The 12611-nt window shown below is 62.9% G+C and carries 13 protein-coding genes; 10 read left to right on the forward strand and 3 right to left on the reverse strand.

What is annotated here, in order from left to right; all coding sequences use genetic code 11:
- The first annotated feature begins 116 nt into the window (after positions 1-116).
- Both ACN9MW_RS14365 and ACN9MW_RS14370 read left to right on the forward strand, forming a co-directional pair.
- Positions 117-2306, forward strand: coding sequence for an NHL repeat-containing protein (locus ACN9MW_RS14365; protein WP_426171672.1), 2190 nt, complete (start codon positions 117-119; stop codon positions 2304-2306).
- 27 nt (positions 2307-2333) lie between these two features.
- Positions 2334-3068, forward strand: a complete 735-nt coding sequence (locus tag ACN9MW_RS14370) for a substrate-binding periplasmic protein (protein ID WP_426171675.1) — start codon at positions 2334-2336, stop codon at positions 3066-3068.
- Here the strand turns inward: ACN9MW_RS14370 and ACN9MW_RS14375 are convergent, their stop codons facing one another.
- On the reverse strand, positions 3069-3368 hold the full coding sequence (locus tag ACN9MW_RS14375) for a putative quinol monooxygenase (RefSeq protein ID WP_426171677.1): 300 nt from the start codon (positions 3366-3368) through the stop codon (positions 3069-3071).
- 107 nt (positions 3369-3475) lie between these two features.
- Here ACN9MW_RS14375 and ACN9MW_RS14380 point away from each other — a divergent pair, with 107 nt between their 5' ends.
- A complete protein-coding gene (locus ACN9MW_RS14380; RefSeq protein ID WP_426171678.1) occupies positions 3476-4432 on the forward strand; it encodes a GlxA family transcriptional regulator in 957 nt (318 codons plus the stop codon).
- A 6-nt stretch (positions 4433-4438) separates the two neighbouring features.
- On the opposite strand, the gene ACN9MW_RS14385 is transcribed toward ACN9MW_RS14380, so the two are convergent.
- Positions 4439-6850: a CehA/McbA family metallohydrolase gene (locus ACN9MW_RS14385; protein WP_426171679.1), complete on the reverse strand. Its 2412-nt coding sequence runs from the start codon at positions 6848-6850 to the stop codon at positions 4439-4441.
- A 212-nt stretch (positions 6851-7062) separates the two neighbouring features.
- Positions 7063-7506, reverse strand: a complete 444-nt coding sequence (locus ACN9MW_RS14390; protein ID WP_426171681.1) for a universal stress protein — start codon at positions 7504-7506, stop codon at positions 7063-7065.
- 99 nt (positions 7507-7605) lie between these two features.
- Between ACN9MW_RS14390 and ACN9MW_RS14395 the strand changes: the two genes are divergently transcribed.
- From ACN9MW_RS14395 to ACN9MW_RS14425, 7 genes are read left to right on the forward strand one after another with little or no spacing between them, the layout of a single operon-like run.
- Positions 7606-8622 carry an ABC transporter substrate-binding protein gene (locus ACN9MW_RS14395; protein ID WP_426171683.1) on the forward strand — a complete coding sequence of 339 codons (1017 nt, stop codon included), beginning with the start codon at positions 7606-7608 and terminating at the stop codon, positions 8620-8622.
- Positions 8619-9200 (forward strand): SCO family protein, encoded by a 582-nt coding sequence (locus tag ACN9MW_RS14400; protein ID WP_426171685.1) that lies wholly within the window; start codon positions 8619-8621, stop codon positions 9198-9200. Before ACN9MW_RS14395 ends, ACN9MW_RS14400 begins: the two co-directional genes overlap by 4 nt.
- Positions 9197-9634, forward strand: coding sequence for a cupredoxin domain-containing protein (locus tag ACN9MW_RS14405; RefSeq protein WP_426171687.1), 438 nt, complete (start codon positions 9197-9199; stop codon positions 9632-9634). The genes ACN9MW_RS14400 and ACN9MW_RS14405 overlap by 4 nt, the downstream gene beginning before the upstream one ends.
- Positions 9622-10380, forward strand: a complete 759-nt coding sequence (locus ACN9MW_RS14410) for an ABC transporter permease (RefSeq protein WP_426171689.1) — start codon at positions 9622-9624, stop codon at positions 10378-10380. Before ACN9MW_RS14405 ends, ACN9MW_RS14410 begins: the two co-directional genes overlap by 13 nt.
- Entirely contained in the window at positions 10370-11098 is a 729-nt protein-coding gene (locus ACN9MW_RS14415; RefSeq protein WP_426171691.1) for an ABC transporter ATP-binding protein, read from the forward strand. Before ACN9MW_RS14410 ends, ACN9MW_RS14415 begins: the two co-directional genes overlap by 11 nt.
- Before the next feature lies 1 nt (position 11099).
- The gene (locus ACN9MW_RS14420; RefSeq protein ID WP_426171693.1) at positions 11100-11699 is read left to right on the forward strand and encodes a glutathione S-transferase family protein; all 600 of its coding nucleotides are present in this window, start codon (positions 11100-11102) and stop codon (positions 11697-11699) included.
- Between the two features lie 22 nt (positions 11700-11721).
- Entirely contained in the window at positions 11722-12609 is an 888-nt protein-coding gene (locus ACN9MW_RS14425; protein ID WP_426171695.1) for a LysR family transcriptional regulator, read from the forward strand.
- Positions 12610-12611: the final 2 nt, after the last annotated feature.

The following is a 12611-nucleotide window of genomic DNA, read 5'->3' on the forward strand; positions in this document are numbered from 1 at the left end:
CTCTCCTAGCCATTTGATAGCTCGCCGTCCTTGCCGTTAAGGGCTTTCCTGCCAATGTTGCCTATTTTCCGGGCGACCCGGATACTGGAATGCTCCATAAACAGGCAGGGATGGCCATGAGCAAATTTCATCATATTACGCACTACGGCGAGCTCGTCATGCCGGGCACCACGGCGCGCGGCGAACTGCCGGACGACTTCACCATGAATTCCCCGGTCGGCATTGCGCGCGACCATTACGACCATGTCTGGGTGTGCGATACCGGCAACAGCCGCGTGCTGGTGTTCACCGCCGACCTGAACACGCTGCTGCACGTGATCGACACGCCGGGCGAGGGCAGCGAGCAGGCGCGCCGCCTGTTGATGCCTTTCCATCTTTGCCCGCATCCGGAACAGGACCTGATGTATTGCACCGACATGGGCAACGGCCGCATCGTGGTATTCGAATACGACGAGCACTCGGTCGACTTCCAGTTCGCTTTCGGCGACGCGGCCGATGGCATCAACGGCAAGGGCTTCGTGCCACTGAGCGATCCGAACGGCATCGCCTTCGTGAAGGAGGCCGGCGGCGAACATTTTGTCTACGTGTGCGATGAATTCTTCCACACCGAAGGCGATGACCGCAGCCGCTGCGTCAAGTTCACGCCAGAGGGCAAATTCGTGCTGCAGTTCCGCACTATCGACGATGCCAACAGCGTGCACGACCTGCTGTGGCCACAGGGCCTGGCGTCGGACTCGCGCGGCAACCTGTACCTGGCCAACACCGGTCACTACGAAGTGCTGAAGATCGATACCGCCTGGCCGATCAAGGACGAGCGCGTGCAATGCCCCGGCGAGACGTCGCTGCTGCACAGTTTCGGCAACCCGGCCGGCATCGGCAAGTTCAACGTCATGCGCTCGGTGTGCGTGATCAATGACCGCATCTTCGTGCCGGGGCAGGTGGAGGATTCGATCACGGTCTACGATACCGACGGCAAGCTGCTGACGGTGGTCGAGGGCATGCTGCCGCTGTGGAACCACAAGCCGCAAGTGGCGCATTCGATTTCCGACCTGGTGTACGGTTCGCTGGAAGATGCCGTCTTCGTCGGGCCATACCAGATCTGCGCCGCGGCCGACGCCAACGTCTACTACGTGACCGAGCCGTTTGCATCCACGGTGCTGAAGATGCGCATCGCGCCCGATCGCGATGGCGGCGACCAGGATGCGATCCTGCTCGATGCGGTCGGCCACCGGCGCGACAACCAGGCGGCAAAGGCGGTCACCTCCCAATTCAACTGCATGACGGCGGTGATCGGGGTCGACCCCAAGCGCGAAGGCAGCGGCACCTTGCCGCAATCGAACTGGATCGACAGCTGGGCCAGCGCCACCGCCAACATCTACAAGTACTGGTACGACCAGTTGAAGCACCATGCGCGCCTCGATCCGCTGGCGGGGGCCGCCACGTCGTCCTACAACATCGATTCCGGCAACTGGTGCATGAAGACCTTCAACACCTCGGCCGACCCGATCGCGCAACTGCAGGACATGATGCGCGGCTTCTTCATGCCGGGCGGGCTGGCGATGGCGGTGTATTACCCTTCGCAGCCGCTGCTCGGGCAAATCTGTCCAGGCACGCCGCTGGTCTTTGTCACCAACTTCAACGCCTGCACGGTATCGATGTTCCAGTTCGGGCCGGGCGGGCACCTGCTGAACTACGGCCTGCCGTTCGGGCGCGAGGGCCTGGGCGGCAACGGCACGCTGAAGGCGCCGCAGGGACTGGAAGTGAACAGCCATGGCGAAATCTACATCGCCGACTCGCTGAACAACCGCATCTCGATGTGGCAGTTGCAGCCTTCCGGCCTGGTTTCCTTCGTCAGGAATTTCCAGTGGATGGAAGACGGCGAGCCGCTGGCCAGCTTCGCTCCTTGCGACGTGGCGATCGACGCCCAGGACCGCGTCTTCGTATGCGACCAGTTCAACAACTGCATCCGTGTCTTCGACCGGCAGGGCAACAGCCTGTGGAGCTATGGCCGCGCGGGCTATTGCGACGACCTGGAAAAGGATGCCGACAAGTTCTACCTGCCGGCCAGCCTGTGCGTGGACCAGGAGGGACACCTGATTGTCAACGATTTGGTAAACCGTGCGCTGAAGATCTTCCGCATTGGCGAGGACACGCTAGAATACGTAACGGGAGAGCTTGTATTTAAGAAGTATCCCGAAGTAGGCGGCGTCTGGATGCCGTTCTTCATCTACGCGCGCGACCGGCGCGTGTACGTGCCCGACACCACGTTTAACGTCGTCAACATCTACGCCTACCAGCTTGAATGACGGGGGTGCGCCATGTGGAGAGGGTTGTTGGCCGGGTTGCTGCTGGCAGGCGCCGCACAGGCGGCCGACAAGAAGATCTTTTCCGTAGGCGTTGAGGATTACAAGAACTGGCTGCCGTATTCGGAAGTGAAGAACGGCGTGTACGGCGGCTTGGGCAAGGACATCCTCGATGCCTTCGCCCGGCACATGGGCTACACCTTTACCTACGAATCCTATCCCCTGAAGCGGCGCGACCGTCTGTTCGTCGACGGCCAGGTCGACCTGTCGTTTCCGGACAACCCGAACTGGGTGGTGGAGATGAAGAAGGAACTGAAAATCAGCTACGCGCCGGTACTGGAATTTACCGACGGCGTGCTGGTCCGGCCTGAAAACCTGGGCAAGGGCGTGGGCCGCCTGAAAACCCTCGGCATTCCGCTGGGCTTCACGCCTTACCCTTACCAGCAGCTGATGTCGGCCGGTTCCCTGCGCATCGAGGAGACGGCCGATTACGATGCCCTGTACGAAAAGCTGATCATGCGGCGCGTCGACGGCGCCTACATGAACACGCGCATCGCCCGTCATTACTGGACCAAGATTCGCAAGCTGCCGCAAGTGCCGGTGCTGTACGACCCGGACTTGCCGCATGCTTCCGGCCAGTGGTACCTGTCGTCGCACAAATATCCGAAGGTGGTGGAGGAATTCCGCCGCTTCATGCAAACCAACAAGGCGGAAGTGGAGGAGTTGAAGAAGAAGTACAACTTCGTCTCCTCCGACGACCAGTAGTTACGCCGCTTTCAGGCCGAGCACCTCGATCGGCTCGATGCTGGGCGGGGTGGCGAACAACTCCGGCGCTTGCGCCATCAGGGCTTGTGCGATCGGGCCGTTCAGGTGGCCCTGGCGCGCTTCCTCGGTCTCGAATGCATCGAACACGCCGAATACGCGCTCCGACAGGCGCAGGGCGAACCAGTACCTGGTGCCTGCTTCCTGCTTGGCCAGCGCCAGGCCGGTGTGCAGGAAGTCGGCAACGGCGGATTCCTTGCCTGGCTTGGCCTCAAAACGGGCGAACAGTGCGTACTTGATCATGTCTATCTCCTTGTTGAAATCATCGCGAAACTGCGATGGAGGTACTTTACTGGCGCTGCGCATGCGGTTAAATTGGCGCGATTGACATCTTTGGTATCAATCGCGCCATGAATATCACCGTGCTCGCGCTAGACAGCGTGTTCGACACAGGGCTTGCCGCTGTATTGGACGCCTTCACCACGGCCAATGAGCTTGCGCCCATGCTGGAGGCGCCGCAGCCGGTCTTCAATGTGACGCTGGCCGGCATCCGCCCCGCAGTGCGCAGCGCCCAGGGCATGCAATTGCCGGTGCAGCCTTTGGCATCGGCGCCTGTGCCGGACCTGCTGATCCTGCCCGCCATCGGGCACAAGATGCCTGTGCCGCTGGAGGCTGCCCTGTCGTCGGCGGAAGTGGCTGATGCCGGCGACGCGCTGCGTGAACTGGCCGGGCAGGGCGTGCGCATTGCAGCCGCCTGCATCGGCACCTTCGTTCTGGCCGAAAGCGGCCTGCTGGATGGCGAGGAAGCGACGACGACCTGGTGGCTGACGCCCATGTTCCGCCAGCGTTATCCGCTGGTGCGGCTGGATGCACAGCGCATGGTGGTGGCATCGGGACGGTTCGTCACGGCGGGGGCGGCGCTCAGCCACCTGGACATGTCGCTGGCCCTGATCCGCCAAGCGAGTCCGGAACTGGCGGCTATGGTGGCGCGTTACCTGGTGGTGGATGCACGGCCGGCGCAGTCGGCCTATGTGATTTCCGACCACCTGGCCAATGCCGATCCGCTGGTCGCGGGTTTCGACCGTTGGGTGAGGCAACACCTGGCGGAGGGATTCAAGCTGGAGGCGGCAGCAGCGGCGCTGGCAACCAGCAAGCGCACGCTGGCGCGGCGCCTGCAGGAGGTGTTGGGCAAGACGCCCGTGAATTATGTGCAGGATTTGCGCATCGAACGCGCAGTCCACCTGCTCAAGACCAGCGGCGAGAACGTCGATCGCATCGCCGAGCAGGTGGGTTATCGCGACGGCGTCACATTGCGCACGCTGTTGCGGCGCAAGCTTGGCAAGGGCTTGCGCGAGATCCGCAACTGAGCAGGATTACTGCACGTTCAGCGTGACGTCATCCACGATGAAGGAAGTGGCGACGGTGGAGCCTTCCACGCCTTCGAAGTAGACGCGCACGGTCTGGCCCTTGTACGCGCTCATGTCGAAGGTGCGCTGCACGTAGCTCGAACCCTTGTTCAGGTTGGAGTAGGTTGCCAGCGTTGCCAGCACGGTACCGCTGCTGTTGCGCACCTGAACCTTCAGCGTGTCGTAGGCCTGGGTCGTGGTGGTTTCGTCGGACGTGATCTTCAGCCAGAAGCCCAGGGTGGCGCTGGTGGCGGTCGACGGGATGCTCACTTGCTGGTACAGCGTGTCCGTGTGGGCGCTGCCGTAGCCGTTCATCCAGGCTTTCCAGGTGCCGGCGTGGGCCGAGACGGACGAATCGTTGGTAATCACGCCGCTGCTCGCGCTCCAGCTGGTGCTGCCCGATTCAAAGCCGCTGTTCAGCACCAGTTGTTGCGTGGTGGTAGTGTTGTTCACGCTGAAGTTGACCGCCGAAGACGTCGCATTGTTGCCGGCGGCGTCGAAGGCCTTGGCGGTCAGCACGTGGGTGCCGTTGCTCACGCCGGTGGAGTTGAAGGCATACGACCATGGCGAAGCGGTGTCGCTGCCTTTCAGCGCGCCGTCCACGTAGAACTCGACCTTGGTCACGCCCACGTTGTCGGTGGCCGTGGCGTTGAAGGTGATGGTGCCGCTGCTGCCGCTGCTCGACGCGCTGACTGCAGGCGCCACGGTGTCGCCGCCGGTGGAACCCTGCTGCGTCACCCAGACCGGCGCCGACCACAGGATGTTGCCGTCGTCCTGGGTGACTTTGGCGTAGTAGAAGTGGGCGCCGTCGGTCGGGGTGATGGTGGTGTTGGCGCTGGAGGCGAGCAGGGTGACGGTGCCATTGCGGCCCGGGACGCCTTCGTAGAATTCCGAGGTCGATACGGTCTTGCCGGAGCTGCTGGTGAAGTTGGCCACCAGGTTCAGCGGGCCGCTGTTGGTAAAGCGCTCGCCCATGACATGGCCGTTGGCGGTCAGCACCAGTTGCGAAGTCTTGTCCATCGTCGCAAAGACGCGGCGGGCGCGGATCGCGTCCATGAAGCTGGCCGTGCTCAGCGCGGTGCCGTTCGGGATCAGCACGCCAGTGCGGTTGGTGTAGGAAGCGCCCCAGTTGGCGCAATGGTTGTCCTGGTCGGTGCTGAAGGCGACGTGGAAGCCGGCTTCCAGCGCCTTCTTGCAGGCGCCCTCGTAATTGCTGCGGCTTGTTTCGGTTTCGGTGGTGTTGGTGGAGAAGGCGGAAGTATTCATCACTTCGCACAACGCCATCGCTTCGTCGCCGTCAGCAGTGTAGCCAAGCGGCACGCTGTTGACCAGGAACTGGCCGCTGGACGACGGGTGGTTGAACTGGCCCAGCCAGCCGCGCTGGCGCATCAGGGTGTACAGGCTGGCGTAGTCGTTCTTGGCGGTGTAGGTGTCGGCGATCAGTTGGCCGGAGCTGTTGCTCTCCCATCCCAGCAGCTCGTTCGAGTTCAGGATGTTCATGTGGCCGCCGTTGTTGATGACGCCCCATTCCATGCCGTAGATCGCCAGGAAGTTCGGGTTGGCGCTGTTGAAGCTGGCCGCTTCCGACAGGCCGGCCTGGTACAGGGCCCTGGCCTTGGCCGGGTCGGCGGAAGTATTGGTGGAGTCCGAACCGTCGTACATGTGGTTATGTTCGGAGGCCATCAGGAAGTCCAGGCCCTTGTTCTTCGCGTAGTTGAAGGCGTCGGTCGGGCCGTAGGCAGCCGATTGCGGGTTTTGTGCGCCGGTGCAGGCGGACAGGTCGCCGCCGCCGTCGCTGTGATTGGTCTGGCTGTGCATATTGCCGAAGTAGACCGTGTACGGCAGGGACGACGGTGCCGCGGCGATGGACATCAGGCTCGGCGCAGTGGAAGCCTTGGCCTGCGGCTGCTGGCCGATGGCGATTTCCCATTCCTGGTCGTGGATTTCGCCGTCATGGCCGGCGATGCGGCGCAGTACTGCGTCGGCGCCCGAGGCCAGGCCGCGCTGCGCGTCTTCGGAGATGGCGCGCAGGCGCGCCTTGTAGATGCCGTTCGGCAGGGCATTACGGCGGTTGCGGCCGGCCCATTCGACGTTGACGCTGACAGGCTTGTCCTGCAGGCGTTCGACGCCGGTCCAGCGTTCCACCACGCTGCCGTTCGGCGCGACGACTTCCAGCACCCAGCTCACGGACTGGGCGCCCTTGACGTAAGGGTAGCTGAAATCGAGCTTGAAGCTGCGCGCTTCATTGGCGCCGGCGACAGCGCGGTAAGGCGCGTGCAGCGTGGCTTCGAACTCGTGGTGGTCGGCGGTGGAGGCCTGGGCGGTGCCGATGGCTGCCAGTGCGGCGGCCATCGCAAGCTTGCGAAATGCGAAAGTCATGGTTTTCCCCGTGCTGTGATAATGCGCGAGAATATGCGGCAGCACGGGAGCGGCGACAAATACGGAAAAGCTTTGCGATTAAGACGCAGGCCTTATATACCGGTTTGAATTGTCCCACTTTGAACAATTCTGGTGATTTGTCCGGATTTGAAAGCCTTATGTGACGGGGGCGTCATAAATCTCTTGGCAACTTGTGGCGTTTTTGCCTCAGTTTACTGGGGCCGGAACACCAGCACCGGCACCGGTGTGTTAAGCAGCACGCGGTGCGTCTCGCTCCCCAGCAGCATGCCTTTCACGCCCTTGTAGCCGTGGGTCGCCATCGCGATCATGTCGCAGCCGTAGTCGATGGCGGTGGCGACAATGGTTTCGTAGGGCTGGTCGGAGCGGCGCTGCACCACGTCGCATGGCACGTTGTAGTCTCTGGCGACCTTCGATACTTCGTCCAGCACGGCGCTTGAGTGGACTTCGCTGTCCTTCAGGTAGACGCCGCGCGTGTCTTCCAGCATGTCGGGGTGGTAGGTGAAGATGTGAAATTCCGGGATCACGTGCAGCGCCGTCACACGCGCGCCGGCTTCCTGCGCAAACTTGATGGCCGAATGCAGGGCGGCGCCGGAGGCCGGCGAACCGTCGGTAGGGAACAGAATGTGCTTGAACATGGCTTGCTCCAGTGGTGGATTGTTGCATCCAGTCTGCACATTGGTACCGATTCCAACCATGACCTGGGTCAAGTTTCTGGCCAGTGCTAGAATGATCGAATGTCAACCTTGATTGAACATGAACACTTCTTGCGCCGCCGCCAGTTGCTGGGCGGCGCCTTGGCGCTTCCGGCGCTGGGGCTGGGCGGCGCCATGCTGCCTTCGCTGGCGCAGGCGGCGGATCCGCTGGTGGTGGGCGGCTTGCCGGTCACCTGCAACCTGACCTTGCCGATCGCCTGCAGCGCGCGCGGCGGAGCCTTCGAATTCAGCAAGTACAGCGGCTGGCCGGAGATCAAGGAGTCGCTGATGACGGGCCGGATCCAGGCTGCCTACATGCTGGCGCCGCTGGTGATGGACCTGGCCGACAGGAGGATCCCGCTGAAAGTGGTCTCGCTCGGCCATCGCTCCGGCGCCGTGATCATGGTGCGCACCGACTCGGCGCACAAGCGCTTCGCCGACCTGCGCGGCAAGCGCATTGCGATCCCCAGCCGTTTTGCGGTGGATTACCTGTTCCTGCGCAAGATGCTCGCGCGGGAGAACATGACGCCGAAAGATGTGCAGATCATCGAAATGGCGCCGCCCGACATGCCGGCGGCGCTGTACGCCAACGCGGTGGATGCCTACTGCACCGGCGAGCCATTTGGCGCGGCTGCGCAGAAGGCCGGCTATGCCCGTCCGCTGTCGATGACGCGCGATGAGTGGCGCAACTATATCTGCTGCGTGCTGACCGTGCGCGAGGAGCTGATCAAGTCCGACCGCCCGCTGGTGCAGGACCTGGTGAACCACGTGCAGGCAGCCGGCAACTGGCTCGATGCCACGCCCGTCAACCGTGCCAAGGCAGCCAGGATTGCCTCTACCCGCAAGTTCTTCAACCAGGACCCGAAAGTGATCCAGTTCGTGATGGACAACCCGGCCGACCGCGTGACCTACGGCGACCTGCGCATGATCCGCGCCGAATTCGATGAGCTGATGAAGCTGTCCATCGAAGCCGGCACGCTGAAACGCCCGGTGGCCTTTGAGACCTATGTGGACGAGAGCTTCGTCAAGTCCATCAAGCCGGTGAGCATCGCGCTATGATCCGGCCATTCCTGTTAGCGCTGTCATTGACGGCTGCCGGTGTTGCGCACGCTGCCGGCCAGCTCAAGTCGGGGACCTTCGATCCTCCCCGCTTGGCGCCGCAGATCGCGCAGAAAGCTGCGGACGGCAAGGCCTTCGCGCTCGACAAGTATCGCGGCAAGGTGGTGGTGCTGGAATTCGGCTATACGAGCTGCGCCGACGTTTGCCCCGTTTCGCTGGCCCTGCTGAAACAGGCCCGCGAGCGCCTCGGCCCCTTGGGCGACAGGCTGCAAGTGGTGTTCGTCACCGTGGACCCTCAGCGCGACACTGCAGCGAAGCTCAAAGCCTACCTCGAGCAGTTCGACAAGAGCTTCATCGGCCTGACCGGCAGCGAGGAGCAGATGGCCGCCATCCGCAAGGCCTACGGCATCTCGGCGACGAAGAAGATGGTCGAAGGCAGCAAGTCTGAATACACGATGGGGCATTCCTCCTACCTGTATTTCATCGACCCGCAAGGCAGGCTGCGCGCGCTGATGCCGTTCGGCCGTCCGGCCGACGACATCGTGCATGACGTGACCCTGCTTGCCAGGGAGCAATGAAGCGCCGGCTGCAGGTCATTGCGCTGTTGCTGGCGGCTGCCGTTGCCGGCGCGCTTGCCTGGTCCGCGTATGCACCGATCCACCCGGCTTCGCGCGACGCCCTGTTCGAGATCCCCAAGGGCACCTGGGCGCGCCGCATGGCGGGGGAGAAGGCTGAGATCCTGCCCGACACCATCACGCTGGTACTGGGCGTAAACGACGTACTCCTGCTGCGCAACAGCGATACCGTGCCCCAGGTTTTCGGTCCCGTGCTGATCATGCCGGGCCAGGATTTCCGCCTGCCGTTCGAGCAGGCGGGGGAGCATCCCTTCGCCTGCACCGCCCATGCCAGCGGCCAGATGACGGTCGTGGTCAAGCCCACGCCGCCGGCCGGTTGGCAGCGGCTGCAATGGCGCCTTCAAACCTTGTTAGCCAAAGCCCCATGGAGAGACTGAACAAGATATGGCCGCCGCTGGCGGTGCTGGTGGCGATTGTCGCCATCTGGTGGTACGTGGTTGTCGCCACCGAGAGCCTGATTTTCCCGACGCCTGCGCAGGTGGTCACCGGCACCATGGAGCTGGTGGAAGACGGCAGCCTGTGGGAACACATCGGCGCCTCGCTGATGCGGGTAGGCATGGGATTCTCGCTGGCGATCCTGGTTGCGGTGCCGACGGGCTTGTGGATGGGACGCGTCGATGGCGCCTTCCGCACGCTGAATCCGGTGTTCCAGATCCTGCGGCCGATCTCGCCGATTGCCTGGATTCCGGTCGCGATCCTGTGGTTTGGCGTGGGCAATGCCTCGCCGGTCTTCCTGATCTTCATCGCCGCCGTGTTTCCGATGATCGTGCAGACGGCGGCTGGCGTGCATACGATCGAGAAGCGCTACCTGCGCGCGGCGGAAAACTTTGGCGTATCGCGCTCCAAATTGTTCAGGCAGGTGATTGTGCCAGCCGTGCTGCCGGAAATTATCGTCGGCATGCGCATTTCGCTCGGCGTGGCCTGGCTGGTGGTGGTGGCGGCGGAGATGATCGCGTTGCGTTCCGGGCTTGGCTACCTGATCATCGATTCGCGCAATGCGGGCAACCGCTATGACCTGGTCATCGCAGGCATGATCATCATCGGACTGATTGGACTGGCGCTGGATGGCATCATGCGCCTGCTGGAAAAACTCAAGGTCGTAAGGTGGCGCTATGGACGCTAAGATTTCCGTCAACAGGATCAGGAAGAAGTTCAATGCGCTGCCGGTGGTCGATGGCGTCGATTTTTCAGTTGCCGACGGCGAGTTCGTGGCGATTGTCGGGCCTTCCGGCTGCGGCAAGTCGACGCTGATGAAGATCGTGGCCGGTTTCGAGCATCCGGATGAAGGTTCGGTGGCCATCGACGGCAAGCCGATGACCAAACCCAGCCCCAAGGGAATCGTGATTTCGCAGCATGGTTCCGTTTTCCCGTGGCTGACGGTGCAGCAGAACCTGATGTTCGGCCTGAATGGCGACCACCATGGCGACAAGGCGGCCCTGGCAGATCACTATGCCGAGATGGTCGGGCTGAAAGGCTTCGAGAACGCTTATCCGCACGAGCTGTCGGGCGGCATGCTGAAGCGCGCCGAGATCGCCCGCGCACTGGTGGTGAAGCCGGAAATCCTGTACATGGACGAGCCATTCTCCGCACTGGACGCGCTGATGAACCTCAAGATGCGCAACGAGCTGCTGCGCGTGCTGTCCGAGGAGCGCCATACCGTGCTGCTGATCACGCACGACGTGGAAGAAGCCATCTACCTCGCTGACCGCATCCTCGTGCTGTCGCCGCGCCCGACCCGTATCCAGGCCAGCTTCAAGGTCGAGCAGCCGCACCCGCGCAAGCTGTCGACGCCGGAATTGCAGCAACTGAAGGAAGAAATACTTTCCCAACTGGGGTTATGACATGCTGAAGCTGATTGGAAAACCGACAAGTATCAATGTGCGCAAGGTCTTGTGGACGCTGGCGGAAACCGGCGTCGCATACGAGCGGATCGAATGGCAACCGGAACATGTCGCGCTGAATCCGAATGGCCTGGTGCCGGTGCTGGTGGATGGCGACTTTGTGCTGTGGGAGTCGAACAGTATTTGCCGCTACCTGTGCGGCAAGGCTGGCCGCCACGACTTGCTACCTGCTGATCCGCCCGCGCGCGCCCGCGTCGAGCAATGGATGGACTGGCAGGCCACCGACCTGAACGCCTCCTGGCGCTACGCCTTCATGGCCCTGGTGCGCCAAAGCCCGGCGTTTGCCGATCCGGCGCAAGTCGCGGCCAGCGCTGCCGCCTGGAACCGCAACATCGGCATCCTGGACCGCCATTTGGCCGCAAGCGGGCCTTTTGCCGCCGGCGAGCAATTTACGCTGGCCGATATTGTACTCGGCCTGTCCCTGAACCGCTGGCTGATGACGCCCATCGAGCGTCCGGATTACCCGGCAGTCGCCGCCTATGTCGAACGGCTGCTTGGCCGTCCGGCCTACCGTGAATTTGGCCGGAACGGCGTGGCCTAGTTGCGGCGGAGGATGCTGAACCGTGTTTGAGATCAGCCAGCTGCGCTGCTTTATTGCGGTCGCCGAGGAACTGCATTTCAGCCGCGCTGCCGAACGGCTGAACATGACGCAGCCGCCGTTAAGCCGGCAGGTCCAGCTCCTCGAACATAGCGTCGGCGTGCAATTGCTGGACCGCAGCAGCCGCGTCGTACGGTTGACGGCGGCCGGCAAGGCTTTCCTGCCGGAGGCGGTGCGCATCATCCGGCTGGCGGAAGAAGCTGGGCTGATGGCGCGCCGCGTGGCGAAGGGGGAGCAGGGCAGCCTTGCGATCGGCTTTACCTCGGCATCGGGATATGCGCTGCTGCCGGAGGTGGTGCGCCGCTTGCGCGAAAGGACGCCTGAACTGGCGCTCACGCTGAAGGAGCTGGTCAGCACAGCGCAGGTGGAAGCGCTGGACGCCGGCCAGCTGGATCTTGCCCTGATGCGCCCCCTGGCCCTGCATGGCGAGCTGGTAAGCCTGCCGATCGCGCAGGAAGGGCTGTTGCTGGCGCTTCCGGCCAACGAGGCCGGCCGCTGGCCGCAGGAGCCAACCCTGGCCTGCCTGCACCAGCGGCCATTCATCATGTACTCGCCGCACGAAGCACGTCCCTTCTACCAGATGCTGACCAGCCGCTTCGAACGTGAAGGCGTGGTGCCGGACGTGGTCGAGCATATCGGGCAGGTGCATACCATGCTGGCACTGGTCAGCGCCGGCATCGGGGCGGCCCTGGTATCGGAAGCCTGCGCGCGCCTGCATTTCGATGGCGTGGTGCTGCGCAGGATGAAAACCGAACCGGTAAGTACCGTCTGCACTTACCGGCGCGATAACGAGAATCCTATCCTGCAGCTGTTCATCAAGGAAATCCTGCCCGGCTTTCCGGGCGCCCGCTGAGG

Origin of the sequence: Pseudoduganella sp. R-34 (assembly GCF_049904655.1) — a bacterium.
GTDB lineage: Bacteria > Pseudomonadota > Gammaproteobacteria > Burkholderiales > Burkholderiaceae_D > Rugamonas.

What these genes read in the sequence shown, in the direction of transcription:
- ACN9MW_RS14375 (WP_426171677.1), bottom strand. Translation starts at nt 3,368, where the DNA reads ATGATCAAGTACGCACTGTTCGCCCGTTTTGAGGCCAAGCCAGGCAAG.
- ACN9MW_RS14400 (WP_426171685.1), top strand. Translation starts at nt 8,619, where the DNA reads ATGATCCGGCCATTCCTGTTAGCGCTGTCATTGACGGCTGCCGGTGTT.
- ACN9MW_RS14415 (WP_426171691.1), top strand. Translation starts at nt 10,370, where the DNA reads ATGGACGCTAAGATTTCCGTCAACAGGATCAGGAAGAAGTTCAATGCG.
- ACN9MW_RS14390 (WP_426171681.1), bottom strand. Translation starts at nt 7,506, where the DNA reads ATGTTCAAGCACATTCTGTTCCCTACCGACGGTTCGCCGGCCTCCGGC.
- ACN9MW_RS14365 (WP_426171672.1), top strand. Translation starts at nt 117, where the DNA reads ATGAGCAAATTTCATCATATTACGCACTACGGCGAGCTCGTCATGCCG.
- ACN9MW_RS14420 (WP_426171693.1), top strand. Translation starts at nt 11,100, where the DNA reads ATGCTGAAGCTGATTGGAAAACCGACAAGTATCAATGTGCGCAAGGTC.
- ACN9MW_RS14380 (WP_426171678.1), top strand. Translation starts at nt 3,476, where the DNA reads ATGAATATCACCGTGCTCGCGCTAGACAGCGTGTTCGACACAGGGCTT.
- ACN9MW_RS14410 (WP_426171689.1), top strand. Translation starts at nt 9,622, where the DNA reads ATGGAGAGACTGAACAAGATATGGCCGCCGCTGGCGGTGCTGGTGGCG.
- ACN9MW_RS14385 (WP_426171679.1), bottom strand. Translation starts at nt 6,850, where the DNA reads ATGACTTTCGCATTTCGCAAGCTTGCGATGGCCGCCGCACTGGCAGCC.
- ACN9MW_RS14405 (WP_426171687.1), top strand. Translation starts at nt 9,197, where the DNA reads ATGAAGCGCCGGCTGCAGGTCATTGCGCTGTTGCTGGCGGCTGCCGTT.
- ACN9MW_RS14395 (WP_426171683.1), top strand. Translation starts at nt 7,606, where the DNA reads ATGTCAACCTTGATTGAACATGAACACTTCTTGCGCCGCCGCCAGTTG.